Origin of the sequence: Kribbella sp. NBC_00662 (assembly GCF_041430295.1) — a bacterium.
Taxonomy (GTDB): domain Bacteria; phylum Actinomycetota; class Actinomycetes; order Propionibacteriales; family Kribbellaceae; genus Kribbella.
In genome coordinates this window covers 2,233,349-2,254,990 of record NZ_CP109029.1, presented here as the reverse complement: position 1 = coordinate 2,254,990, position 21,642 = coordinate 2,233,349, and the positions used below count along the sequence as shown (strand labels likewise).

Genomic DNA, 21,642 nt, shown 5'->3' with positions numbered 1-21,642 from the left:
AAAGTCAACAACCGTTGGCATATGCTGGGGGCATGGCGGAGAAGAAGTCGGACCGGACCCGGGCGTCGATCCTGGCCGCGGCGCGGGAGCGGTTCGGCGCGGACGGGTACGAGCGGGCAACGATCCGGGCGATCGCGGCCGACGCGGCTATCGACCCGGCGATGGTGATGCGGTACTACGGCAGCAAGGAGAAGCTGTTCGCGGCGGCAGCGGAGTTCGACGTACGGCTGCCGGATCTGAGCGACGTACCGCGGGAGCGGACCGGGGAGGTGCTGGTCCGGCATCTGGTGGAGCGTTGGGAGGCGGACGACACGCTACGGGTGCTGCTGCGTACGGCGGTCACCAACGAGGCCGCGGCGGAACGGATGCGGCAGGTGTTCATCGGGCAGCTGACTCCCGCGTTCGAGCGGGCCGCCATGGATCAGCCGGCCGTGCGGGCGGGACTGATCGCGACACAGGCGCTCGGCTTCGCGCTGTGCCGGTACATCCTCGAGTTCGAGCCGATCGTCGGCCTGTCCACCGACGAAGCGGTCGCGTGGCTCGGCCCGACGATCACGCGCTACTTGACCTCGCCGGTGCCCAGCCAGGTGTGAACGGCGGGGAGCGTCTCGGCCAACGACGGCAGTTGCGGGTGCCACTTGAGCTCCCACTCCAGTGAGAGTGGGTAGTCGGTGCCGTCGAGGGTCTGCAGCAGCTCCTGGATCGGGAAGTCGCCGGCGTCGATCGCGACCGGGCGGTAGTCCTGCTGCGAGTCGGCCTGCTTGAACTGCACGACCTCGATCCACGGCTCGAGCAAGGCAAACGATTCGGCCAGCGTCTCACCGTGCGACCAGGTGTGCGAGCTGTCCCAGATGGCCTTCACGTTGTGGCCGGGGACGTCGGCGTCGAGCAGCGCGCAGAACGCCGCGACCTGGCGGGCGGTCGAGTGCGAGTCGTGCGTCTCCAGCAGGATCGGGACGTCCCGCGGTGCGGTCGTCACCCGGTCGAGAGCGCGGATCTCGCCTGCGCTGGGAGACTCCGTCGCATCCGGGTCATCACCGGGGAAGACGCGGACACCGCGGGCGCCGAGATCCCCAGCCAGCTCGAGATGGGCTTCGAGCGGTTGCTCCTCGACCGCGCAGAGCTTCACGTAGCTGCTGACCGCGAAGATCTCCAGGCCGGCGTCCTCGATCCGGGTCCGCAGCTCACGCCGCTCGGCCGCGGTCAGCCCGGTGTTGGTGAACTCGTCCGGCGCGGCCCGCAGTTCCAGGCCGGTGAACTTGTTGCCCTGGGCAAGCGCTAGGACCTCGTCGAGTGGAGCTCCGGGGCAACCGAGAGTGGCGAAACCTAAGCGCATGCAGCTATCAGATCAGACCCAGCGGCCACGGCGCGGCTGGGTGCGCGGCGGGGTCGGCTGCTCGGGGTCGTCGGTCGGCTGCTGCTCGTACGAGTACGGCGTCTGCTGCTGGTACTCGGTCTGCTCCGGCTCCGGCGAGTACTGCGAGCCGTACGACTCCGACGCGTAGTTCGGGCTGTACGTCTCATACGACTCGGTGCTGGTGTACTCCGACCCCGTGTTGCTGCTGTAGGCGTCGTACTCGTAGTTGCTCGAGCTGTAGCTGTTGCTGCTGTACTCCGAGCTGTACGGCGAGTAGTCCGAGGTGTACGGCGTCTCGTAGCTCGTGTACTCGTCGTTGTTGGACGAGTACGTCGGCTCCGGACCGTACGACGGGACCGGCGGGAGCGGCTTCGACGGCGTCAGGAAGTCGTCCTGCTCCGGCTCCTGGTACGCCGGGGCCGGCTCGTAGTAGCCGGAGGACGCCGACACGTGCGACGACGGCTGCGTGTGCTCGGACTGGCCGTAGACGCCGTGGTCGGAGTACGACGAGTAGCTGATGTGCTCGGACTCCGCAGCGTGCGTGGAGTGGTTATCGACGGCCGGCTGGATCGCCGACGGACTGTCGACCGCGACCCGAGCGGCCCGGCGTCCGGCGCGCGCAACTGGCGCGGGCTCAGGCTCGGGTGCGGTCTGCGCCTCCACGGGGGAGGACGTGTAGTCGGTCTCGTAGGAGTACGGCTCGGAGTAGCGCGCGGCCCACGGCTCCTCGGCAGCGGGCTGCTGCGGTTCGGGCTGCGGCTGGTACGCGTACGGGTCGGGCTGGACGACGGTCATCGGCGCGGCCTCGTCGAGCCAACTGCTCGTCGTACTCGTCGTACCGAGGACGTCGTCGCTGCTGCGGTAGTCGCTCCAGGACGGCGCCTCGTACGTCGTCTCGGCGGCCGGCTTCTCGTCCCGCCAGGACTCGATCGGGCTGAACTGCTCGGTGGCCGGACCGGCGTCGTTGTCCTGCCAGCTCTCGATGACCGGCGCGAACGGGCTCCACTTCGGCGGCTCCTCGACGACCGGGTCGCCAGCGAACGCGGCCGGTGCGGCGACGCCGTCACCCGGGAAGCCCTGCGGCGCGGCGGGCACGGTCGGGGCGGCCGGCGCGAACGGGCTCGGCGCGGGAGCCTGCGGAGCGAACGGGCTACCGGCCGGGGCCTGAGGACCGCCGGCCATCTGCAGCTGCGGCTGCGGCTCGCGGATCAGACCCACCGACGGCGACGCGGCGATCGGCTCGGAGATCGCCGGCTGCTCGTCGGTGTCGTCGTTCGCGTACGACGGAACCTGGGTCACCTCGTACGACGGGACGGCGCTCAGCTTCGGCGCCTGGTCCCACCACGGCACCCACTTGCGGGTGGTCTGCATGTGGTTGATCTTGCGGATCACCATCGTCGCCGCGACCGCGGACACCGCAGTCAGCACGAGGGACGCCGTACCTGCCAGGGCGATCCCGCGGAGCGAGCCGACGGTCGCTTCCATCCACATCAGGAACCGGCGGACGACCACGTCGAACGCAAGAGCGCCGATCCAGGCCACCCACCACACCGAGGTGAGGCCAGGAGTCCTGAACCGGCGCAGGTCATCCGCGTAGACAGGGGTCTTCGGGTCGCTCGCGAGCCAGACGTCGTCGACGATCTGCTTGGGATACCAGAGATTCGGACCGGGGCAGAACCAGCTCGCCAGCACCCAGCCGTGGCTGCGGCGATGGTCGGCCTGGCAGAAGACCTCGGAGTTGACCCGGGCCCGCCAGAGCCAGATGACGAAGACGACCGCGGCGGCGACCGAGATGATCACGTTCGGGATCGCGGTGACCTTGGCGATGGCATCGGCGCGGTTGAGATCCGCGTCGTCGACGTTCGGCATCCCGCCGAGGTAGCGGTGGACGACGGAGTAGGTGTTCCAGTCCGACCAGGTGGACAGCAGGTGGGTGACCGTCGACGCGCCGAGCAGTCCGATGGCGATCTTCCCGACCGTCCCGACCTGCTGGAACTCTTCAGCCGCGTGCGGCTGCCACTCTTCCTGATCGTCGACAGCAGTCATTAATGCCTGCGGGTGGCTCACGTCTCGCGTCCCTCGCGTCGCTGGAACTCCGTCGTCTGTTCGGCGCTTCGGCCAGGTCCTGCCCCCGCATGACCGAGCCACATTGATACCACGAAGTAGGTACGCCAAGGGAGCCGGCCCCAGCACGGAGGGTGTCGACTTAACGTGTTCTTTTCGTACGCCCATCACCAAAGGTAACGAGGCATTCGACGGGGCGTGACGGTTTGGTTTACCGCGCAGGAGGTTGGTAGCCGTTGTGCGGTGTCCCGACCGCCCACCACGGCACCCATGGCCGCATGCTCTGCAGTTCGTCGATCCGCTGGATCAGGATCACCGCGAGCACGGCCGCGCCGGTGGTGAACAGCGCTGAGACGGAGGACAGTATGACGTTCGTCCGCAGGTCTCCCAGCTGCGACGCGCCGGCGAGTACACCTCTCTGCACGATATTTCCGGTGACCAGTCCGATCACCCAGGTGATCCACCAGGCCCAGACCAACTGGGTGCCCGGGATCTCCTTCAGGCTCGGTGTGTGGGGATCGGTGCGCGGGTCGCTGGCCGCGACGATGTCGTCGACGACCTGCTTGGGGTACCAGAGGTTCACCACCGGGACGAGCCAGCAGCCGAGCACCCAGCCGCGGGTGAAGCGGTGCTGGCCGCGGCAGAACATCTCCGCGTTCCACCGGACCCGCCAGAGCCAGATGATGAACACCGCCGCGGCCGCGAACAGCGCGAGCGCGGAGATGATGCCGAGTGAGCCCGAGATCAGGTCGGCCTCGTCCAGTTTGTCCGGGTCGGCGCCGTACGTCTTGAGCGTGCGGTACGAGTACCAGTCGGACCATGCGGTCGCCCACGCGGTGACCGTGACCAGTCCGATCAGGATCGACGCGCTGACGCCCATCGGCCGCTCAGAACTGAACCACCGGTCCAGCGGTACTTGTGACGCCTGGCTCGGCATGGATCACACATAGCACAACACCGCGTGACCGGGCGAGAACATCACGTTGTCATCGGTCGGTGGCGCATTTCCGCCAGAAACTGTCGGTGGCCGGCGGGAGGATGGTGGCATGCGCTGGTCCGTGATCGATTCGCCCATCGGCGATCTGACCCTGGCGGTCGACGACACCGGGCTGTGCCGGCTGCACTTCGGTGCGGCCGACCGTCCGGTCGAGACCGACCCGTTGCTGACCGAGGCCGCCGAGCAACTGAAGGCGTACTTCGCCGGCGAGCTCCAGGAGTTCACGCTGCCGCTGTCCGTCCGCGGCGGATCCGACTTCGAGCGCGCGGTCTGGACCCAGCTGACCCGCATCCCGTACGGCGAGATGCAGACGTACGGCGACGTCGCGAAGATCGTCGGCGACGCCGGCGCGGCCCGCGCCGTCGGCACCGCCTGCAACCGGAACCCGATCGCGATCGTGGTGCCCTGTCACCGGGTCGTCGGCGCCGGCGGCAAGATGGTCGGCTTCGGCGGCGGTATCCCGACCAAGCGGCATCTGCTCGAGCTGGAAGCGCGGGTCACGCTCGAGACGCTGTGGACCTGAGCCCGCGCGCAGACCTGACGAAGATCTGACACTCGATCGGGGCCGATCGGGGCGCGGTGGGAGTGCCGGGGCACTAACGTTTGAAGCGACTGATTAAAGGCGTCCTCCCACCTGCCTTGGAAGACATACAAATGAACAAAGACCGCACCACTGACCACCTCCACCCCGACCTCAGTGCCCTGATGGACAAGAGCGCCGAGGACTGGTCGGCCCCCGAGATCCAGGACGCTGCTCGCGCGGCGCTGAAGATGCATGCTCCGGACCGGGAGCCGATGACCTGGATCAGGCGCTTCAAGGTCGTTCCCTGGTTGCACCGCAACGACGCGGTCTGCCTGAGCTGCGGCGGCACGTACCCGTGCATCACCCATCGGTACGCCACCCAACTGCTGTCGGCCGGTCGTTACACGATCGCCAAGGCCGACGCGGAGCCACAGCCGAACTGAGTGCTGAAAGACGAAGGTCCCGCACCCTGCCGGGTGCGGGACCTTCGCCGTTGCGGTGGAGTCAGGAGTCGGTGGGCTTGGACTCGGTCGAGCCCGTCGACTTCCTGGTGGTGGTCTTCTTCACGGCGCCGTTCGACGCGGCCTTGACCTCGTCCTTGGCCTCGTCGGCCTTGGCGTCCGGCGTGACGTCCGGCTTGGCGTCCGGCTTGGTCTCCGGCTTCGTCTCGGCCTTCGGGGCCTCCGGCTTCGCGGCGTCCGGCTTCGTGTCGGTCTTGCCGTTCGACTCGGTCTTGCCGTTGGACGACGTCGACGATGTGGACGATGTGGACGACGTGGACGACGTGGACGTGTCGGCCGGGCGTGACGTCGTACCGGCCGGGGCGGAGCTGTAGTCGCGGCCGCTGGTCGGGGTGGACTGCCAGGCCGGCTCCGGCGGGGTCAGCAGCTTCTTCACCGCTGCCGCGGCGAGAGCGCCGAGACCCAGGAACAGGACCACGTTGCGGAGCTTGTGGCTCTTCTTCGGCACCTCGAGCTCGCCCTTGAGCGCGGCCTTGGTGGCCTTGCCGCGGCGGGCGGTCTCTTCGACGACCGGCTCGGCGGCGGCCGCGAGGGTCGCCAGCGCGGCGGTCACCTTCGGCAGGACGTCGTCGTTCAGCCGGCCGCGGGCCTTCTCGGCCGCGTACTCGGTGGCCGGGCCGACCTTGGCGAGGGCGTCGTCGAGCACCGGACCGGCCTTCTCGACCGCCTGGTGGGCGAGGTGCGCGCCCCGCTCGACAGCCTTCTCGGCGTACGGCGACACCTTCTCCCGTGCGGTGCCCACAGCCGGCCCGAGGTGTTCCCGGACCTGGCCGACGGCCGGTCCGAGCTTCTCCGACGCCGACTCGGCGAATGGCCGGACCCGGTCCTTCGCGACCTCGACCCGGCCCTTGGACTTCCTCAAACCCACGGTTCCCTCCTCGGTGCCACCCGCCCCAGCGGACAGCTCTCCCGCCCATCGGCGACATGGGCAATTTCCGGTTACGGCTCTGGACAAATCCGGCTGCATCTGCATCGTACGACGTCACAACCCGATAACCCTGTGCCCCACCCCACCTTTCCCACACATCCCCCACACCCCCGCCCCCGCATCGTCCCCACCCCGGGGGGCGGCCGCCCTCTCCTCCCGGCCCGAGCGGAGCGAGGGGCGGGTTGTTTGTTCTTTTCTTTGAACGGCATGACAGGATCGAGTGTGTAATCCGCATTTTCCGACTAGGAGTGACTCCCGTGGCCGAAGAGCTGTACGCAACCCTGCAGACGAACAAGGGCGACGTCGTCATCAGGTTGTTCCCGAACCACGCGCCGGCGACGGTGAGCAACTTCGTCGGCCTGGCCGACGGCAGCAAGGAGTGGACCGACCCCCAGACCGGTCAGCCGACGAACAAGCCGTTCTACGACGGCCTCACGTTCCACCGGGTGATCGACGGGTTCATGATCCAGGGCGGCTGCCCGCTCGGCACCGGCACCGGCACGCCGGGGTACCAGTTCGACGACGAGATCCACCCCGAGCTCCAGTTCGACCGTCCGTACCTGCTCGCGATGGCCAACGCCGGCATCCAGTACGGCCACGGCACCAACGGCTCGCAGTTCTTCGTGACCGTCGTACCGACGCCGCACCTGAACCGCAAGCACACGATCTTCGGCGAGGTGGCCGACGACGAGTCGAAGAAGGTCGTCGACTCGATCGCGACCGCCGACACCGCACCCGGCGACCGGCCGCTCGAGCCGATCGTCATCAACAAGGTCGTCATCGAGCGCAAGAACGCCTAGCGCCGAGCTGGGGCGCTTGCTGGACACTCAACTTTCCCGCGGGGCCGCCGGTACGCCGTCGGCCCCGCAGCTTCCTGGGGAGGACGCACCCGCGTGACCGACACCGTCTGCTACCGGCACCCGGATCGGCCCGCCGGGGTGCGCTGCCAGCGCTGTGACCGGCCGATCTGCCCGTCCTGCATGAACAGCGCCGCCGTCGGCTTCCAGTGCCCGACCTGCTTCAACGAGGGCGTCCGCTCGGTCCCGCGGACCAGGACCTCGCTCGGCGGCATCCAGCGCGCCAACCAGAGCGTCGTCACGTACACGATCCTGGCGCTGAACGTGCTGGTGTTCATCGCCGTACACGTCGGCAGCCCAAAGATCCTGCAGGACCTGGTGATGGTGCCGGTGCTGACGGAGAGCGAGCCGTGGCGGCTGCTCACGTCGGCGTTCACCCACGTGCAGATCTTCCACATCTTCTCGAACCTGTTCATGCTCTGGCAGCTGGGTCCGCCGCTCGAACAGATGCTGGGCCGGCTCCGCTTCACCGTGCTCTATCTACTGTCGGCGCTCGGCGGCAGCGTCGCGGTGTGGATCCTCGCCGCTCCTGGTTCGGCGACACTCGGTGCGTCCGGCGCAGTCCTCGGCCTGGTCGGCGCCCTCCTGGTGATCAGCCGCGCCCGCGGGCTCGACATCACCTGGATCATCGCGTACGTCGCGATCACCGCCGTACTGTCCTTCGCCATCCCCAACGTCTCCTGGCAAGGCCACCTCGGCGGCTTCATCGTCGGCGCCGCGCTGGCGTGGATCTTCCTGCAACTCTCCAACCACAAACGCCGCAACAAACAAGCCGCGTAGGCCCATCGCGGTGCGGCCGGGTGGGAGAAAGTTAAACGGCCTAGGCCACAACTTCTGTTCGGTTGGGTTAAAAGGGGTGACAGGTGGGGGGAAGTACTCGTCTAATCAGGTGACGTCCCGACGGGGGACCGAAGTGGTTAGGACTGTTATGAGCCCACGTGCGGTGGACAAGCGAGCTCGGCCCGGGAATGAGCGGCATCCGGTCGGGCGGGCGGCGGAGTCGGTCAGTTGGATCAGTTCGCTCGATCGTGAACCGAGCCGGAAAACCCCGGAACGCCGGGCGAACGAGGCGGTCGTCGCTACCCGGTCGCGCTGAGCGGGGACGATTTTCACTCACGCGGTGGAATCATGGACGGTATGGACGCCATATCGACCGGACCACTGATGGTCACGATCATGGCGGTCGTCCTCTGGGGCTACTGTCTGTGGGACTTCACCCGTACGCCGGAACGTGACATCCGCACGTTCACCCTGACCGGACGGATGGCGGTCGTCGCCAACGTCGCCGGCGGATCGGCACGGCCGGAAGTCGGCCGCCTCGAACGCTCGTGACCGACACCCGCCCGACCGCACCGGCGTTATCGGCCGATCGGCTGAGCAAACACTTCGGCGACCGGGTGGCGTTCGAGGACGTCTCGTTCGAGATCGGGTACGGCGAGGTCTTCGGCTTCCTCGGACCGAACGGCGCCGGCAAGACAACGACCGTACGGACCCTGGGCACCCTCCTCACACCGACATCCGGCAACGCCACCGTCGCCGGACTTCCGCTGACCCCGGACAACGGCGTCGAGATCCGCCGACGCATCTCGATCATGCCCGAGTCACCGGGCCTGTACCTCCGTCTGACCGTGCTCGAGAACCTGCGCTGCTTCGGCGACCTCTACCAGGTGCCCGAGGCAACCAAACGCATCGATCAGGTACTGAGTGCAGTAGACCTGACCGACCGGGCGAACGACACCTGCGGCGCCCTGTCGAAGGGCCTTCGGCAACGAGTCGCACTGGCCCGCGCGCTGCTCAACGATCCGCAAGTCCTCTTCCTGGACGAGCCGACCTCCGGACTCGATCCGGTCGCGGCCCGCGGTGTCCACGACCTGATCGACGACCTCCGTCAGCGCGGCGTCACGATCTTCCTCACCACCCACCGGCTGGACGAAGCCGAGCGCCTCTGCGACCGCGTCGCCATCCTCAACACGACACTGCGCACCATCGGCCGCCCCGACCAGTTGCGTGACGAGCTCTTCGCCCGCACCCTCACCGTCCGTACGGCGACCCGCCTCGCCGCACCCGACCGCGTCTTCCTCGACGTCGCCGGCGTCACCAACTGGCACGAGGACACGCCCTCGACGTACGTGCTGACCGTGGCGGATCCGGGGCTCGCCGCGCCGGCCGTCACCCGCGCGCTGGTGAGGGCCGACGCGGACGTGCTGTCGATCAGCCCATCGCACCATTCGCTCGAGGACGTCTACCTCGAGCTCGTCACGAACGACGTACCGGCATGAGTATCAACACCAGGCTGGTCCGCGCGATCGTCACCAAGGAACTCCGCGAGTTCCGGCGGAACCGCTCCATGGTCGTTGGGATGGCCATCATTCCGATCGTCTTCTCGATCCAGCCCCTGGTCGCCGTCTTCACGCTGACGTCGTCGGCCTCGGAGCCGCTACGGCACGAGCACGTGCTGCTGTACATGCTCGGCATCCCGGCCCTCGTGCCGTCCCTGGTCGCCTCGTACTCCGTGGTCGGCGAACGCGAGCAAGGGACGCTGGAGCCCCTCCTGACCACACCGATCCGCCGCGAGGAACTGCTGCTCGGCAAGGCCCTGGCCACGTTCGTCCCCGCGGGCATCGTCGCGTACGCCGTCTTCGCCCTGTTCCTGATCTGCGTCGAACTCTTCGCCCAACCCGGCGTGGCCGCGGCCCTCATCCATCCGTCCGACGTGGTCGCCCAAGTGGTGTTCACACCGCTGCTGGCCGGGTGGTCGATCTGGGTCGCCATAGTGATCTCCACCCGCTCCAACGACGTCCGCGTCGCCCAGCAGCTCTCAACCGTCGCCAGCCTGCCGTCAGTCGCTGTGGCCGTCCTGATCGCGCTCAACGTCATCGAGGTGTCCCTGCTGACAGCCGTCATCGCCGCAGCAGTTCTGATCGTGTTGAACCGCGTCGGATGGCGGGTCGCCTCGGCGCTCTTCGATCGCGAGCGCCTGATCACCGGTACGAAGGCCTAGCCCCGCAGCAACAGACAGCTGTCCCCGAACTCGTGCCACAGATACTTCTCCTGTACGGCGGCGTCGTACGCGCGCTGCACCAACTCCGTCCCGGCAACCGACTCCAGCAACAGCAGATGCGAGGCCTCGGGCGCATGCCAGCCAGTGATGAGCCCGTCGACGACCTGCGACGGCCGGTCCGGGCTGAGGACCAGGTCGGTCCACCCCTGCGAAGCGCTGACTGACGTATCGGCCGCCGACTCGATCGCCCGGACAGCAGTGGTGCCCACTGCGATCACCCGTCCACCGTTTGCCTTGACCCAGTTCACCAAACGGGCAGTGTGCGCAGGTACGTCGTACCGCTCGGGCTGTGGTGGTTCGTGGCTCTCCAGCGAGGAAACGCCACAGTGCAACAGGATCGGCGCGATCAGTACGCCCTGCGACGCCAGATGGCTCACCAGCTCGAAGCTGAACGGCCTGGCCGCGCTCGGCATCTCCGCACTGCCCGGTTCGCGCGCAAAGACGGTCTGGTACGCCGCCAACGGCCACCGCTTGCCGACGTAGTCGTAGGTGATCGGACGCCCCTGCCGCTGCAGATAGCCGAGTACGTCGGGCACAGGCGGCCTGGCGATCCACAAGCGGTTGCTCCCCGACTGGTACGGCGCCAGCAGCGTCAGCACGCCCTCCGGCAGCTCCACCTGCTGTCCCGCCGTACCGTCGAACTTCGGTGAGCCGCCGTCGCGCAACTCGACCACCCAGGTGCCGTCGTCGAGTGCGGTCGAGAAGTGCACGGTGACCGACGGACCGTCGACGGCGGCGGGCAGTGTGCCGGAAGTGTTGACCAGCAACAGGTCTCCGGGCCGGAGGTGCTCACCGATCCGGTCGAACCGGGTGTGCGCGATGGTCGACCCCTCCGCGACCAGCAGCTTCACCTGGTCCCGCCGCAGGCCGCGGGCCTCCGGTGGTTCGCCGGCGTTCAGTGCGTCCGGTAGGACGAACCTGGTGTGTGGATGCACTTTCACGACGTCACCGCCGGCGCGAACTCGGCCGCTCGGTAGCGCCCACTGTCCGGCCGGCTGTCGAGCAGCTTCAAGAACGCGGGTACTACGGTCGCCGGCTCCGGCCGGTCCGAGATGTCCTCGCCCGGGAACGCGGCCTGGTGCATCGCAGTACGCAGATCGCCCGGATCGACGGCGTATACGGACAGCGTGGGGTGCTCGGCCGCCAGTACTCGTGTCGCGTGGTCCAGCGCGGCCTTGGCCGAGCCATAGCCACCCCAGGTCTCGTAGGCCTCCACTGCGGCGTCGGAGCTGATGTTGATCAGCACTCCGGACGCTGCGGTCAGTGCGGGGAGCAGTGCCTGCGTCAGAGCGATCGGGGCGAGTACGTCGACCTCGTAGACGCGACGCAGTTCGTCGAGGTCAGCTGCGGCGATTGCCTGCAGTGGGCTGGGGCCGAGGTAGCTGGCGTTGTTGATGAGCAGGTCGAGGCGGCCGAGCTGGTTCACCACGTCGACCAGGTCGAAGCGGTGCTCTGGGTCGGTGACGTCGCCGGCCAATGGGACTACGTCGGTGCGGTTGGCGAGCGCATCGGCTGCGTCCTTCAGCGGACCGGCGCCTCGTGCGTCGATCACCAGCGTCCACCCGCGATCGGCCAGCCCGTGCGCCAGCGCGAGCCCCAGCCCGGCGGACGCCCCGGTGATCAGCGCGACAGGACGGTTCGAGGTATCAGGAGTCATGCCGACACCGTCATACCTCAAGCAAACTTGAAGTCAAGGGTGTCAGATGTCAAGGGTGTCAGATCAGGATGCCCGGGTTGAGGACACCGTCCGGGTCGAAGGTGTGCTTGACGGCTTGCAGCGCCTCGACCGCGAGCGATCCGATCTCCGCGTGGTACGCCGCACGGTGATCGGTGCCGACGCCGTGGTGGTGGGAGATCGTGCCGCCGGCGTCGGCGATCGCCTGGTTGGCGGCGTACTTCGCGCTGCGCCACTGCTCGACCGGGTCGTCGGACTGGGCACAGACGACGGTGAAGTAGAGCGAGGCGCCGGTCTCGTACACGTGGGAGATGTGGCAGAGGACCAGCGGCGGGGTCGCACTCAGTGCGCCGACGAGAGATTCGGTCACAGCGCTCTTCAGTGCGGGGATGCGGGACCAGAACGCGGCGGTCTCAAGGGTTTCGACGAGGGCGCCTTCGTCGAGGAGCGGGTCGCGGAGGTACGGCGCGCGGTAGCGGCCGGTGCGCCAGGTCTCGCCGGGGCCTTCGCCGAGGTTCTGGCCTCCGGCTGCGGTGAGCCCGTCCGCGGTCGCCTGGTTGTACGGCCCGTCGAAGCCGATGATCGCGAGCACGCCGCCGGATCCACCGCCGAGCACGTCGGGGTCGGCGAGGTTCACCGCGGTCTCCACCTCGTCGGACAAGCGGAGGACCGTGGGGAGCGGGCCGTCCTGCGCGAGCCGTCGTACGGCGGTGAGGCCGGCGTCGAAGTTCTCGAACCGCCAGCCTTCGAAGTGGCGCTCGGTCGGGCGGGGGCGGATGCGTACGACGACCGAGGTGATGATGCCGAACGCGCCTTCGGAGCCGAGGATCAGTTGGCGCAGGTCCGGGCCGGCGGCGGACATCGGCGCTCGTCCGAGCTCGACGGTGCCGCGGGGTGTGGCGAGGGTGAGGCCGACGACCATCTGGTCGAAGCGGCCGTAGCCGGCGGAGGACTGGCCGCTGGAGCGGGCTGCTGCGTAGCCGCCGATCGAGGCGCCCTCGTAGGACTGCGGGAAGTGGCCGAGGGTGTAGCCGCGGTCGGCGAGCAGGCGTTCGGCGGCGGGGCCGCGGACGCCGGCCTGCAGGGTCGCCGTCCTCGATACCTCGTCGAGCTCGAGCAGTTGGTCGAGGCGACGCAGGTCCACCGTGACGAACCGTCGGGTCGGTGCGAGGCCGCCGACGACCGAGGTCCCGCCGGAGTACGGCACGACGGCCAGGTCGTGCTCGGCGCACCCCGCGAGCAACGCGGCGACCTCGTCGTGCGACGACGGGTAGACGACTGCGTCCGGCATGTCCGAGGTGTCTCCGGCGCGGAATCGCAGCAGGTCGGTCGTCGAGTAGCCCCTGGTGTGCGCCCACCGAGTGTCCAGGTCAGAGGCGACGTGCTCAGGTCCTACAACCGAGCTGAGGAACGCGAGCTGCGCACCGGTCAGCTCAGGTCGGGCCGCCGCCCCGGCGGGTGCATCCGCGGCCGATCCGGTGGGTCCACCCTCACGCGGGGCGGCGGCCGGACCACCACCGTCCGACGGCGGCGGCGTGGGACGGTGGACGCCTAGGTGCTTGAGCGCTTCCAAGGCTGCGGCGGGGACCTCCACGCGGTGAGCGGGGTCACCCCAGCGGCCGGGCGTGAGTTGTGCCACCGGGAGGTCGGATTCGGTCATCGGTGGCTGCCTTTCGGTGGTTCTGCGAGGTAGCGTCCAGGGGAGGTGGAACCCCCTGGCTCCTACCTCCCCTGGACAGTTCCGGGATGCCCAAGTCGCTGATACACTTTGGCATGTGATGTCTCAGCGTAGCAGCGAATCGGATCAAGAGACCAGCAGCCGTCCCACGCCCGCGAACGCGATCGGCGAAGAGCGGATCCTGGATGCGGCGTACGAGTTGCTGCTGGCCATCGGGATGCGCCGGATGACGATGGCCGATATCGCCCGGCACGCGGAGGTGTCCCGCGCGACCCTCTATCGCCGCTGGCCGAACGTGCAGGCCGTGGTCGCCGCCCTGATGACGCGGGAGTGGACGATCGCGCTCGTCTCGGCCTTCCAGCCGGACGCCGCTGACGGCCGCGCCCGCCTGGTCGAGGGTGTCGTCGAGGTGGTCGCGAAGACCCGGGTCCATCCGCTGATGCGCAAGATCATCGAGCTCGACCCCGAGTTCCTCACGCCGTACCTGCTGGAGCGTCGCGGCAGCAGCACGGTCGCGCACCTCGCGCTGGTCGAGGAAGGCATCCGCCAAGGTCAGGCCGACGGCTCGATCCGCGACGGCGACCCGGTCTGGCTGGCCCGGCAGATCATCCTCGTCTCGCTCGCGTCCGCGGTGTCCGGGCCGGTGATGGCGGAGAAGGACGAGTACACGAAGCTCGACGAGGAGCTGCGCGCGATGCTGACCAGGTACTTGGTGCCATGATCGACCGGGGCGGTGGGGCGGGGAAGGAATTCAGTGCCGTGGGCAACGCGAGTCTGAACGGCGCCCGCCGTGCGCGTGAGCTCGCCTCGCTGAAGGCCGTGGACGTTCTCGTCATCGGCGGTGGCGTCACCGGCGCCGGCGTGGCGCTGGACGCGGCCGCCCGCGGACTCACGGTTGCCCTGGTGGAGAAGCACGACCTGGCCTTCGGCACCAGCCGGTGGAGCTCCAAGCTCGTCCACGGCGGCCTGCGGTACCTCGCGTCCGGCCACGTCGGCATCGCGTACGAGAGCGCCGTCGAGCGCGGCATCCTGATGAAGACGACCGCGCCGCACCTGGTCCACCCGATCCCGCAGATCGCGCCATGGTTGCCACAGGCAAAGTTCGCACAGGCCGCGCTGCTGCGGTCGGCGTTCCTCGGCGGCGACATCCTGCGCACGGTCGCGCGCACCAGCGACGACTACCTGCCGCACTCCCGCCGGGTCAGCTCGGCCGAGATCCTCCGGTACGCGCCGACACTCAAGCCCGAGGGCATGCGCGGCGGTTTCCTCACCTGGGACGGCCAGTTGTACGACGACGCACGGCTCGTCGTAGCGATCGCGCGGACCGCGGCGCAGTACGGCGCTCGCATCCTGACCAGGGTCGCCGCCACCGAGGTCACCGGGCGCGGCGCGGTCCTGGTCGACCAGCTGACCGGCGAGCGGCTGACCGTGGACGCCCGGACGGTGATCAACGCGGCCGGGATCTGGGCGGATCAAGTTGCCTCCGGCATCAAACTCCGGCCGAGCCGCGGGACCCACCTGGTGCTGCCGCAGTCGGTCTTCGGCGGCCTGTCGGCCGTCCTCACCGTGCCCGTGCCGGGGGAGCTCCGCCGCGTCGTGATGGCGATCCCCGCCCCCGACGACCGGGTGTACGTCGGCCTGACCGACGAGGACGCGCCCGGCCCGGTGAACGACGTACCGCACGCGACCGAGGCCGAGATCGACTTCCTGCTCAACACGATCAGCTCCGCCGTGCAGCAGCCGGTGACCCGGGCAGACCTGCTCGGCACGTACGCCGGACTTCGCCCCCTGCTCGACACGGGCCACCACAAGGGCGCGGACAAGACCGCGGACATCTCCCGCCGGCACGCGGTGATCACCAGCCCGGACGGCGTGGTCACGATCGTCGGCGGCAAGCTGACGACCTACCGCCGGATGGCGCAGGACGTCCTCGACAAGGCGATCGAGCAGTCGTCCCTCGACGTACGACGGCCCTGCGAGACGCACCGGATCCCGCTGGTGGGAGCGGCCGACCGGGTGCGGCTGGCCGCGGTCAAGGCGCCGGCGCGGTTCGTCCAGCGGTACGGCGTCGAGGCGCCGCAGGTGATCGCCGGTCCGCCGGAGTTCCAGCAGCCGATCGCGCCGGGGCTGCGGACGACGTACGCCGAGCTGCGGTTCGCGGTCCGGCACGAGGGCGCGCTGACCGAGGACGACGTACTCGACCGGCGGACGCGGATCGGGTTGTCGGCTGCGGATCGGGAGCTGGCGTTGCCCGCAGTACGGGAGACTTTCGCCGCGGTGTGAGTCGGGTGTGGGTTAACTTGGCTGCGGGGAGGTGCAAGGGGTGACTCAGCCGAATCCGGGGCCGCAGAACAGACCGTGGCCGTACCCGGTTCCGTACCAGCCGATGCCGTACCAGCCGGCGCCGATCATGCCGCGGTACCGGCCGTTGCGGAAGGTCGCGATCGTCAGCATCGTGCTGATGGGACTGACCTGCCTCGCCGCGGTGATCCAGTCCGTCGTGCTCTGGCGGTCGTACGACGAGGTCAAGCGTCTCGTGTACGGGCTGCTCTCCGAGGAGGAGATCGATCGCGGCGTCGAGTCGATCTCCGGCACCGGCCCGCTGCTGAACCTGGTCAGCTATCTGCTGCTGGGCACCGCGGTCGCCTTCCTGATCTGGCTGTGGCAGGCGCGGGAGAACACCGATTTCCTGCACTCACCGTTCGCGCCACGCCCCGCCGTCCCGGTTGACCCGATGCGCGGTCCGCACCGGCACGCGACCGGCTGGGTGGTCGGTGCGTGGTTCTGCCCGATCGTGCAGTTCTGGTACCCGTTCCAGATCGTCCAGGACGTCACCAGGGCCAGCGAACCTCCCGGCCCGCCTCGGTCCGGCCGGGTGCGCGCGTTGCTCTACAGCTGGTGGGCGACGTGGACCGCGTTCTGGGTGATCCTCGTCGGCGGTGGCCTGGTCGCGATGATCGGGTTCATCATCTGGTTCATCCGCCTGGTGCAGGTGTCGGAGAGCAGCGACGCGAGCAGCCCGTACGTCGACATCTACGACATGCAGGACTTCATGGTCCGGGTCGCGCTGGGTGTCGACATCGGCTTCACGGTCGCGACGGCCCTGCTGATCGTGGCCGCTGTCGCCGCGTCGTTCCTGATGCTCCAGGTCACCGATTGGCAGCACGCCCGCGCCACACCGCCGCCGATCCAGGACGTGCCGCGACCGCTCGGGCCCCCGCAGTACGCCCCGAGGTACCACCGGCCGGGCCCGAACTTCCCGACCTACGGCCCCTGAAGCAGTACGACGCTCGCATCGTCGTACCGCTTGCCGCTCAACGCGGACGCACTGTCGTGCTGCCGCACTCGCTCGATCAACCGCCGCGGTCCCTCGGTCGTGAGTACGTCGAACAGCTCGACCCACGAGTGCCCGTACCGCTCGGTGTAGCGCGACGCGCCGTCGGTCAGGAGCGCGATCGCCTCGACGGCGACCCGGTCCGTGCTGCCGGTGACCGCCTCGTACGCCGCTCCGGGTTCGGTGCTCGCCACCCAGAAGCCGCCCGGCCGGTTCCGCAGCCGCCGTACCGTCTCGAGGGTCCGGTCGGGGAGAAGGTCGACGCGGTCGTCGCTGTGGACGGTGATTCGGCCTTGGGGTGATCGCATCACGATGGGCGAGTCGGCCAGGACGAGATGCTCGATGTGGTCGGAGTCGAAACGCACCATCGCGACCGTGGACGACGGGCTGTCGGGGTTGCTGACATCGCAGGTATCGGCGTGGGAAGCGCGGACCGCGGTGATCGCGTCGGCGAGGAGATCCGCGAGTGGCGCGGCCGAGTGGGTCAGGAATGGGGTCGCGAGGTGCGTCGCCAGCTGCATGACCAGCCAGGCGACCGTGTGCCGGCAGCCGGAGTCGACGTACACCCGCGGAGCGCTGGCGCCGTCGAGGACGACGGCGAAATCGGGTCCGGTCAGGACGAGATCCTCGTTGGCAGCTGGTGGTCGCCGATCCGGCGCGGCCTGACTGATCGAGCGGATCTCCACGGGCCTATTGTCCAGCTGCCCAACTGTCCGCGAGGGACTGGTCGAGGGCGATCTTCGGCGACCACCCGAGTTGTTCGCCGATGAGGGTCGTGTCGGCCTGCTGCCAGGGTGCGCCGAGCGCGGTCTCCTGGTCGGCGTCGTCCACGATCGTCGCCGGCTGACCGCTCAACTCGAACAGCTGTCCGGCGACGTCGCGCGCGAGCGTCGCCCGGCCGGTCCCGACGTTCAGCACCGGCGGCAGGGTCGCATCCGCGAGGGCGACCGCGAGCACTGCCTCGGCCACGTCCCTCACATCCACGAAGTCGCGCCATACGTCGAGCGACCCGACCTCGATCAGGTGCCGCGAGCGGAGATCCTCGAGCACCCTGCCGGTGAGCGTGCTTTCCGGTGCTCCGGGACCGATCACGTCGAAGATCCGCAGTACGACGGCATCCGCGCCGCCGCGCTGGGCCCGCATGACGAGCTCCGAGCCGGCCAGCTTGGTCAGCCCGTACGGACCGAGCGGCTGGGGAGCGGTCTGCTCGTCGAGGCTGGTGCCGTGCGGCGCACCGCCGTACTCCGCTGCGGAGCCGAGCTGGACGAACCGGGCGTGGCCGGCGTTGTCCCGGACCGAGGCGAGCAGGGCCTCGACCGCGATCACGTTCGCCCGGACCAGCTCGGCGGGCTCGCCCAGCGTGGCGCCGACCGCGTTGATGACCACTGTCGGCTTGTACATCCCGATCTGGGTGTCCAGCGCGTACGGATGCATCGTGGTCAGGTCGCACCGCCGGTACGGCTCGCTCCGGGTCCGGCTCAGGCCGCGGTACTCGATCCCGCGGTCGTCGAGCAGCGCGCAGATCCTGGCGCCGAGGAAGCCCCCGGCACCGAACACCATCACCCGCTCTGTTCCGGTCACTCCTCCATCGTGCGGTCCGTACTTGTCGGTCCGCCCTCCGTTCTCCGTCGTCAGCATCACAGTGTCGGTACGGCGTGACAGGCTGGGGCCCCTGATCGAGCGAGGGAGAGCCATGGCCGACCGACGCCGGGGAGTGCCGACCGAGTCGACGATCCGGGACTGGGACGACGCGGACCCGTCCGGGCAGACCTACCAGCGGGTGCTGTTCGTCGACTCCGACCTGACCGAGGTGGACAACCACGGCGGGGTGTTCGAGGAGTGCACGTTCCGCGGCGTCCGGTTCAACGCCTCGACGCACACCGACGCCGCGTTCGTGAACTGCACGTTCGTCCGGTGCTCGCTGTTCGACACGACGTTCACCCGCTGCAAGATGGTCGGCAGCTTCTTCGACGACTGCACGTACAACCTGCTGAAGGTGAACGGCGGGGACTGGTCGTTCACCGCGCTGCCGGGTGCCGACCTCAAGGGGACCGAGTTCACCGGGGCGAAGTTCCGCGAGGCGGAGCTGACCGGGATCCGGGCCGCGAAGGCGTCATTGCGGGACCTCGACCTGTCCGGCGCCAGCCTCCAGCGGGCCGATCTGACCGGCGCCGACCTGCGCGGATCCGATCTGTCGACACTCGATCCACTGACCGTGACGCTGCGGGACGCACGCATCGACATGACCCAGGCGATGGTCGTCGCCGCCTCGCTAGGGTTGGACGTCCGGCCCTGACCGACCGGGGCGGTGGGGCGGGGAAAGCATCGGCACTGTGGATATCCCCAGGTAGTCACGCGGTCATCCCCCGTTCTATCCACAACCTGTGGATAACTATCCGGATAACTGTGTGTTCGTTCTGTGATATCTGACCGGCGTCCCCGGCCGGTTCGCCGGGACGAGGGTTCCCCGGCGATGGCGGCCGGGGCGCCGAGATCGAACGACGAGCAGCGCCGCGTGCTCGACGACGTACGGCGGGGTCATCACCAGGTAGCGGCTCCGGGTCAGGCTCTGCAGACCCGCGGCAAGGCTCACTCCGCAGACGGCACCGATCGAGTTCGCGATCAGGTCGTGCAACTGGCACGAGCGCCCGAGCTGCGGGATCAGCGCCTGTACCGCCTCGACCGCGGCCGACATCCCGACCCCGGCGGCGATGCCGTCGCCCGGACGGCCGCTGGCCAGCGTGAGCATGCCCGCGGCCGGGACGAACAGCAGGATGTTCAGCAGGCCCTGGAGCGAGGTCAGCCCGCCGGTCGTGGTCAGGTGCGTGCCGCACTCGCCGATCTGGCTGAGGCGGTGCGGGGTCGGGCTGAGCGTCGCCGCGATGATCAGCGCGAACGCCGCCGGCATGCAGAACGCGGCCAGCCGGGGCATCAGGTCGCCCGGACGCCGCAAGGCGGAAAGGGCGATCGGCAGGGTCATGCCGGTGAGCACGAGCCAGGTGTCCAACAAGTGCGGGATACCGCGATAAGTCTCGAGCACGCGTCCGGACCCTCCCGTGGTCGACGGCTGCCTCGAACCTTCTCCTCGTCGATGTCGTTGCCTGACTCGACAATCTGCTGCCCGCTCACACCACCGCCAGACCTGTCCGGACATCTGCACGCAGCCGCAAACTCCCCGTGACAGTCCGTGCACAAACTGTCACGGAAGAAAGGTGCTCGGGGCAACGATCGTGTGCGTGCCCGGGCCGGCTGGGTACCTGGATCCCGCACCCGAGCCGGAAGGAGCAGCCGTGGCCGATCCACAGCTTCGCGCGATGACCTGGAACATCTGGTGGCGGTTCGGTCCCCGCTGGCGGGAGCGGCAACCGGGGATCCTGGCGACGATCGAGCGGTTCGATCCGGATGTGATCGCGCTGCAGGAGGTCTGGGGCGCCGACGGGACGACGCAGGCCCACGAGTTCGCGGAGGCCCTCGGGTTCCAGGCGGTGTTCGCGGCACCGTCGTACCCGCGAACACCCGATCCGGTGCTGACGCCGGACCACGAGGGCGTCGACCTCGGAGTCGCGCTGTTGAGCCGGTGGCCGATCACCGAGCACGACGCGATCCCGCTGCCGGCCCGCCATCGGTCCTGGGATCCGGTCGTTCTGCGGACCCGGGTGGCTCATCCGGCGGGGCCGCTGCCGATCGTGGTGTCGTGCCTGGAGCACGCGACCACCTTCAGCGACGACAGGCTGGCCCAGGCGGCACTGCTCGCCGACCTGGGCACGGACCCATCGGCCGATGGACCCTGTCCCTCGCTGGTGATGGGCGATCTGAACGCCGCGGCCGACAGCGCCGTACTGCGTCCGCTCCGCGACGTCCTGATCGACGCCTGGGTGGCCGGCGACGGTACGCCGGACGCGGTGACGCTGCCGTCGACCCATCCCTCGGCGCCGCTCGAGGCCGGCCCGGAGCTGGTCGACCAGCGGATCGACCACATCTTCTACCGGCCCGGCCACGAGGATCAGCTCGTCAACGTCGAGTCGGCCGTGATCGTAGGGGATGCCGTCGACGGCATCTACCCCTCCGACCACCGGGCCGTCGTGTGTGACTTCCGCTGGCGGCACCGGGCAGCCTGAGCCGGGAATCAACCGATCGGTGGAGTCGGTTCGAGCTGTCCGGGCGATGTGCCGACCGGGGCCGGAACGGGAGAGTCGAGGTATCGAGATCGACCCCCGAAACGGAGAACCAGGATGAGCACCCCGGTGAACGTCGAACACCCGCGGAGCGCGGCCGCGTTGCGGAGCGTGCAACTGCTGGTGGCGAGCTACCTCGCGGTCAGCGTGCTGACGCTGATCGCCATCATTGCCCTGCGCAACCACACCTCGATGGTGAACGACGCGGTCTGGACCCGCGGCACGATCGTGGTCGGCAGCGCGGTACTGACCTTCCTCTTCGCCCGGAGCGCTGCGCGCGGCTCCCGGCGCGGATACCTCCGGCTGCGGATCGTGTCGGCGGTGATGCTGGTCGCGATCGTCGTGATCATCTCGCTGCCGGGCGTCTTCCCGCTCTGGATGAAGGGCGAGCAGGCCGTCTGCGGTCTGTTGCTGCTCGGCGTCGCGCTCCTCGTGAACGGCAAGCACCTCCGCTCGGTGTTCACTGGCTGAC

The 21,642-nt window shown here is 68.9% G+C and carries 24 protein-coding genes; 14 read left to right on the top strand and 10 right to left on the bottom strand.

Annotation, left to right across the window (positions count from 1 at the left end; genetic code table 11):
• Positions 1-32: 32 nt before the first annotated feature.
• Positions 33-593: a TetR family transcriptional regulator gene (locus OHA10_RS11465; RefSeq protein WP_371406157.1), complete on the top strand. Its 561-nt coding sequence runs from the start codon at positions 33-35 to the stop codon at positions 591-593.
• Here the strand turns inward: OHA10_RS11465 and OHA10_RS11460 are convergent.
• From OHA10_RS11460 to OHA10_RS11450, 3 genes are all read right to left on the bottom strand, one after another.
• Complete coding sequence (locus OHA10_RS11460) at positions 560-1,336, bottom strand: sugar phosphate isomerase/epimerase family protein (RefSeq protein WP_371406156.1); 777 nt, start codon at positions 1,334-1,336, stop codon at positions 560-562. The two genes, OHA10_RS11465 and OHA10_RS11460, sit on opposite strands and share 34 nt — an antisense overlap.
• Positions 1,337-1,348: 12 nt before the next feature.
• A complete protein-coding gene (locus OHA10_RS11455; RefSeq protein WP_371406155.1) occupies positions 1,349-3,403 on the bottom strand; it encodes a DUF4328 domain-containing protein in 2,055 nt (684 codons plus the stop codon).
• Between the two features lie 229 nt (positions 3,404-3,632).
• The gene (locus tag OHA10_RS11450; RefSeq protein WP_371406154.1) at positions 3,633-4,358 is read right to left on the bottom strand and encodes a DUF4328 domain-containing protein; all 726 of its coding nucleotides are present in this window, start codon (positions 4,356-4,358) and stop codon (positions 3,633-3,635) included.
• A 109-nt stretch (positions 4,359-4,467) separates the two neighbouring features.
• On the opposite strand from OHA10_RS11450, the gene OHA10_RS11445 reads away from it, so the two are divergent.
• Positions 4,468-4,941, top strand: a complete 474-nt coding sequence (locus OHA10_RS11445) for a methylated-DNA--[protein]-cysteine S-methyltransferase (protein WP_371406153.1) — start codon at positions 4,468-4,470, stop codon at positions 4,939-4,941.
• Positions 4,942-5,072: 131 nt separating this feature from the next.
• Positions 5,073-5,384: a hypothetical protein gene (locus OHA10_RS11440; RefSeq protein ID WP_371406152.1), complete on the top strand. Its 312-nt coding sequence runs from the start codon at positions 5,073-5,075 to the stop codon at positions 5,382-5,384.
• A gap of 61 nt (positions 5,385-5,445) precedes the next feature.
• Here the strand turns inward: OHA10_RS11440 and OHA10_RS11435 are convergent, their stop codons facing one another.
• Entirely contained in the window at positions 5,446-6,330 is an 885-nt protein-coding gene (locus tag OHA10_RS11435) for a hypothetical protein (RefSeq protein WP_371406151.1), read from the bottom strand.
• A 317-nt stretch (positions 6,331-6,647) separates the two neighbouring features.
• Here OHA10_RS11435 and OHA10_RS11430 point away from each other — a divergent pair, with 317 nt between their 5' ends.
• The 5 genes from OHA10_RS11430 to OHA10_RS11410 all read left to right on the top strand — a co-directional run bounded on the left by OHA10_RS11430 (position 6,648) and on the right by OHA10_RS11410 (position 10,248).
• A complete protein-coding gene (locus OHA10_RS11430; RefSeq protein ID WP_371406150.1) occupies positions 6,648-7,190 on the top strand; it encodes a peptidylprolyl isomerase in 543 nt (180 codons plus the stop codon).
• A 93-nt stretch (positions 7,191-7,283) separates the two neighbouring features.
• Positions 7,284-8,027, top strand: coding sequence for a rhomboid family intramembrane serine protease (locus OHA10_RS11425; RefSeq protein ID WP_371406149.1), 744 nt, complete (start codon positions 7,284-7,286; stop codon positions 8,025-8,027).
• 357 nt (positions 8,028-8,384) lie between these two features.
• A complete protein-coding gene (locus tag OHA10_RS11420) occupies positions 8,385-8,579 on the top strand; it encodes a hypothetical protein (protein WP_371406148.1) in 195 nt (64 codons plus the stop codon).
• A complete protein-coding gene (locus tag OHA10_RS11415; protein ID WP_371406147.1) occupies positions 8,576-9,526 on the top strand; it encodes an ABC transporter ATP-binding protein in 951 nt (316 codons plus the stop codon). The genes OHA10_RS11420 and OHA10_RS11415 overlap by 4 nt, the downstream gene beginning before the upstream one ends.
• On the top strand, positions 9,523-10,248 hold the full coding sequence (locus OHA10_RS11410) for an ABC transporter permease (RefSeq protein ID WP_371406146.1): 726 nt from the start codon (positions 9,523-9,525) through the stop codon (positions 10,246-10,248). The genes OHA10_RS11415 and OHA10_RS11410 overlap by 4 nt, the downstream gene beginning before the upstream one ends.
• Here OHA10_RS11410 and OHA10_RS11405 read toward each other — a convergent pair.
• The 3 genes from OHA10_RS11405 to OHA10_RS11395 are packed head-to-tail and all read right to left on the bottom strand — an operon-like array spanning position 10,245 to position 13,643.
• Positions 10,245-11,249, bottom strand: a complete 1,005-nt coding sequence (locus OHA10_RS11405) for an S-adenosylmethionine:tRNA ribosyltransferase-isomerase (protein ID WP_371406145.1) — start codon at positions 11,247-11,249, stop codon at positions 10,245-10,247. The genes OHA10_RS11410 and OHA10_RS11405 overlap by 4 nt on opposite strands.
• Positions 11,246-11,965, bottom strand: a complete 720-nt coding sequence (locus tag OHA10_RS11400; RefSeq protein WP_371406144.1) for an SDR family NAD(P)-dependent oxidoreductase — start codon at positions 11,963-11,965, stop codon at positions 11,246-11,248. Before OHA10_RS11400 ends, OHA10_RS11405 begins: the two co-directional genes overlap by 4 nt.
• 58 nt (positions 11,966-12,023) lie before the next feature.
• Positions 12,024-13,643 carry an FAD-binding oxidoreductase gene (locus OHA10_RS11395; RefSeq protein ID WP_371406143.1) on the bottom strand — a complete coding sequence of 540 codons (1,620 nt, stop codon included), beginning with the start codon at positions 13,641-13,643 and terminating at the stop codon, positions 12,024-12,026.
• 118 nt (positions 13,644-13,761) lie between these two features.
• Here OHA10_RS11395 and OHA10_RS11390 point away from each other — a divergent pair, with 118 nt between their 5' ends.
• From OHA10_RS11390 to OHA10_RS11380, 3 genes are read left to right on the top strand one after another with little or no spacing between them, the layout of a single operon-like run.
• A complete protein-coding gene (locus tag OHA10_RS11390; RefSeq protein ID WP_371406142.1) occupies positions 13,762-14,382 on the top strand; it encodes a TetR/AcrR family transcriptional regulator in 621 nt (206 codons plus the stop codon).
• A gap of 38 nt (positions 14,383-14,420) precedes the next feature.
• Positions 14,421-15,944 (top strand): glycerol-3-phosphate dehydrogenase/oxidase, encoded by a 1,524-nt coding sequence (locus OHA10_RS11385; RefSeq protein WP_371406141.1) that lies wholly within the window; start codon positions 14,421-14,423, stop codon positions 15,942-15,944.
• A gap of 40 nt (positions 15,945-15,984) precedes the next feature.
• Positions 15,985-16,938, top strand: coding sequence for a DUF4328 domain-containing protein (locus OHA10_RS11380; protein ID WP_371406140.1), 954 nt, complete (start codon positions 15,985-15,987; stop codon positions 16,936-16,938).
• Here OHA10_RS11380 and OHA10_RS11375 read toward each other — a convergent pair.
• Together OHA10_RS11375 and OHA10_RS11370 are read right to left on the bottom strand one after the other, a co-directional pair.
• Positions 16,926-17,681: a protein phosphatase 2C domain-containing protein gene (locus tag OHA10_RS11375; protein ID WP_371406139.1), complete on the bottom strand. Its 756-nt coding sequence runs from the start codon at positions 17,679-17,681 to the stop codon at positions 16,926-16,928. The two genes, OHA10_RS11380 and OHA10_RS11375, sit on opposite strands and share 13 nt — an antisense overlap.
• 4 nt (positions 17,682-17,685) lie before the next feature.
• Positions 17,686-18,576 (bottom strand): NAD-dependent epimerase/dehydratase family protein, encoded by an 891-nt coding sequence (locus tag OHA10_RS11370; protein WP_371406138.1) that lies wholly within the window; start codon positions 18,574-18,576, stop codon positions 17,686-17,688.
• A gap of 112 nt (positions 18,577-18,688) precedes the next feature.
• On the opposite strand from OHA10_RS11370, the gene OHA10_RS11365 reads away from it, so the two are divergent.
• The gene (locus tag OHA10_RS11365) at positions 18,689-19,291 is read left to right on the top strand and encodes a pentapeptide repeat-containing protein (protein WP_371406137.1); all 603 of its coding nucleotides are present in this window, start codon (positions 18,689-18,691) and stop codon (positions 19,289-19,291) included.
• A 96-nt stretch (positions 19,292-19,387) separates the two neighbouring features.
• On the opposite strand, the gene OHA10_RS11360 is transcribed toward OHA10_RS11365, so the two are convergent.
• The gene (locus tag OHA10_RS11360) at positions 19,388-20,035 is read right to left on the bottom strand and encodes a VanZ family protein (protein ID WP_371406136.1); all 648 of its coding nucleotides are present in this window, start codon (positions 20,033-20,035) and stop codon (positions 19,388-19,390) included.
• Between the two features lie 250 nt (positions 20,036-20,285).
• On the opposite strand from OHA10_RS11360, the gene OHA10_RS11355 reads away from it, so the two are divergent.
• Together OHA10_RS11355 and OHA10_RS11350 are read left to right on the top strand one after the other, a co-directional pair.
• Positions 20,286-21,113, top strand: a complete 828-nt coding sequence (locus OHA10_RS11355; protein WP_371406135.1) for an endonuclease/exonuclease/phosphatase family protein — start codon at positions 20,286-20,288, stop codon at positions 21,111-21,113.
• Between the two features lie 114 nt (positions 21,114-21,227).
• The gene (locus OHA10_RS11350) at positions 21,228-21,641 is read left to right on the top strand and encodes a hypothetical protein (protein WP_371406134.1); all 414 of its coding nucleotides are present in this window, start codon (positions 21,228-21,230) and stop codon (positions 21,639-21,641) included.
• Position 21,642 lies beyond the last annotated feature (1 nt).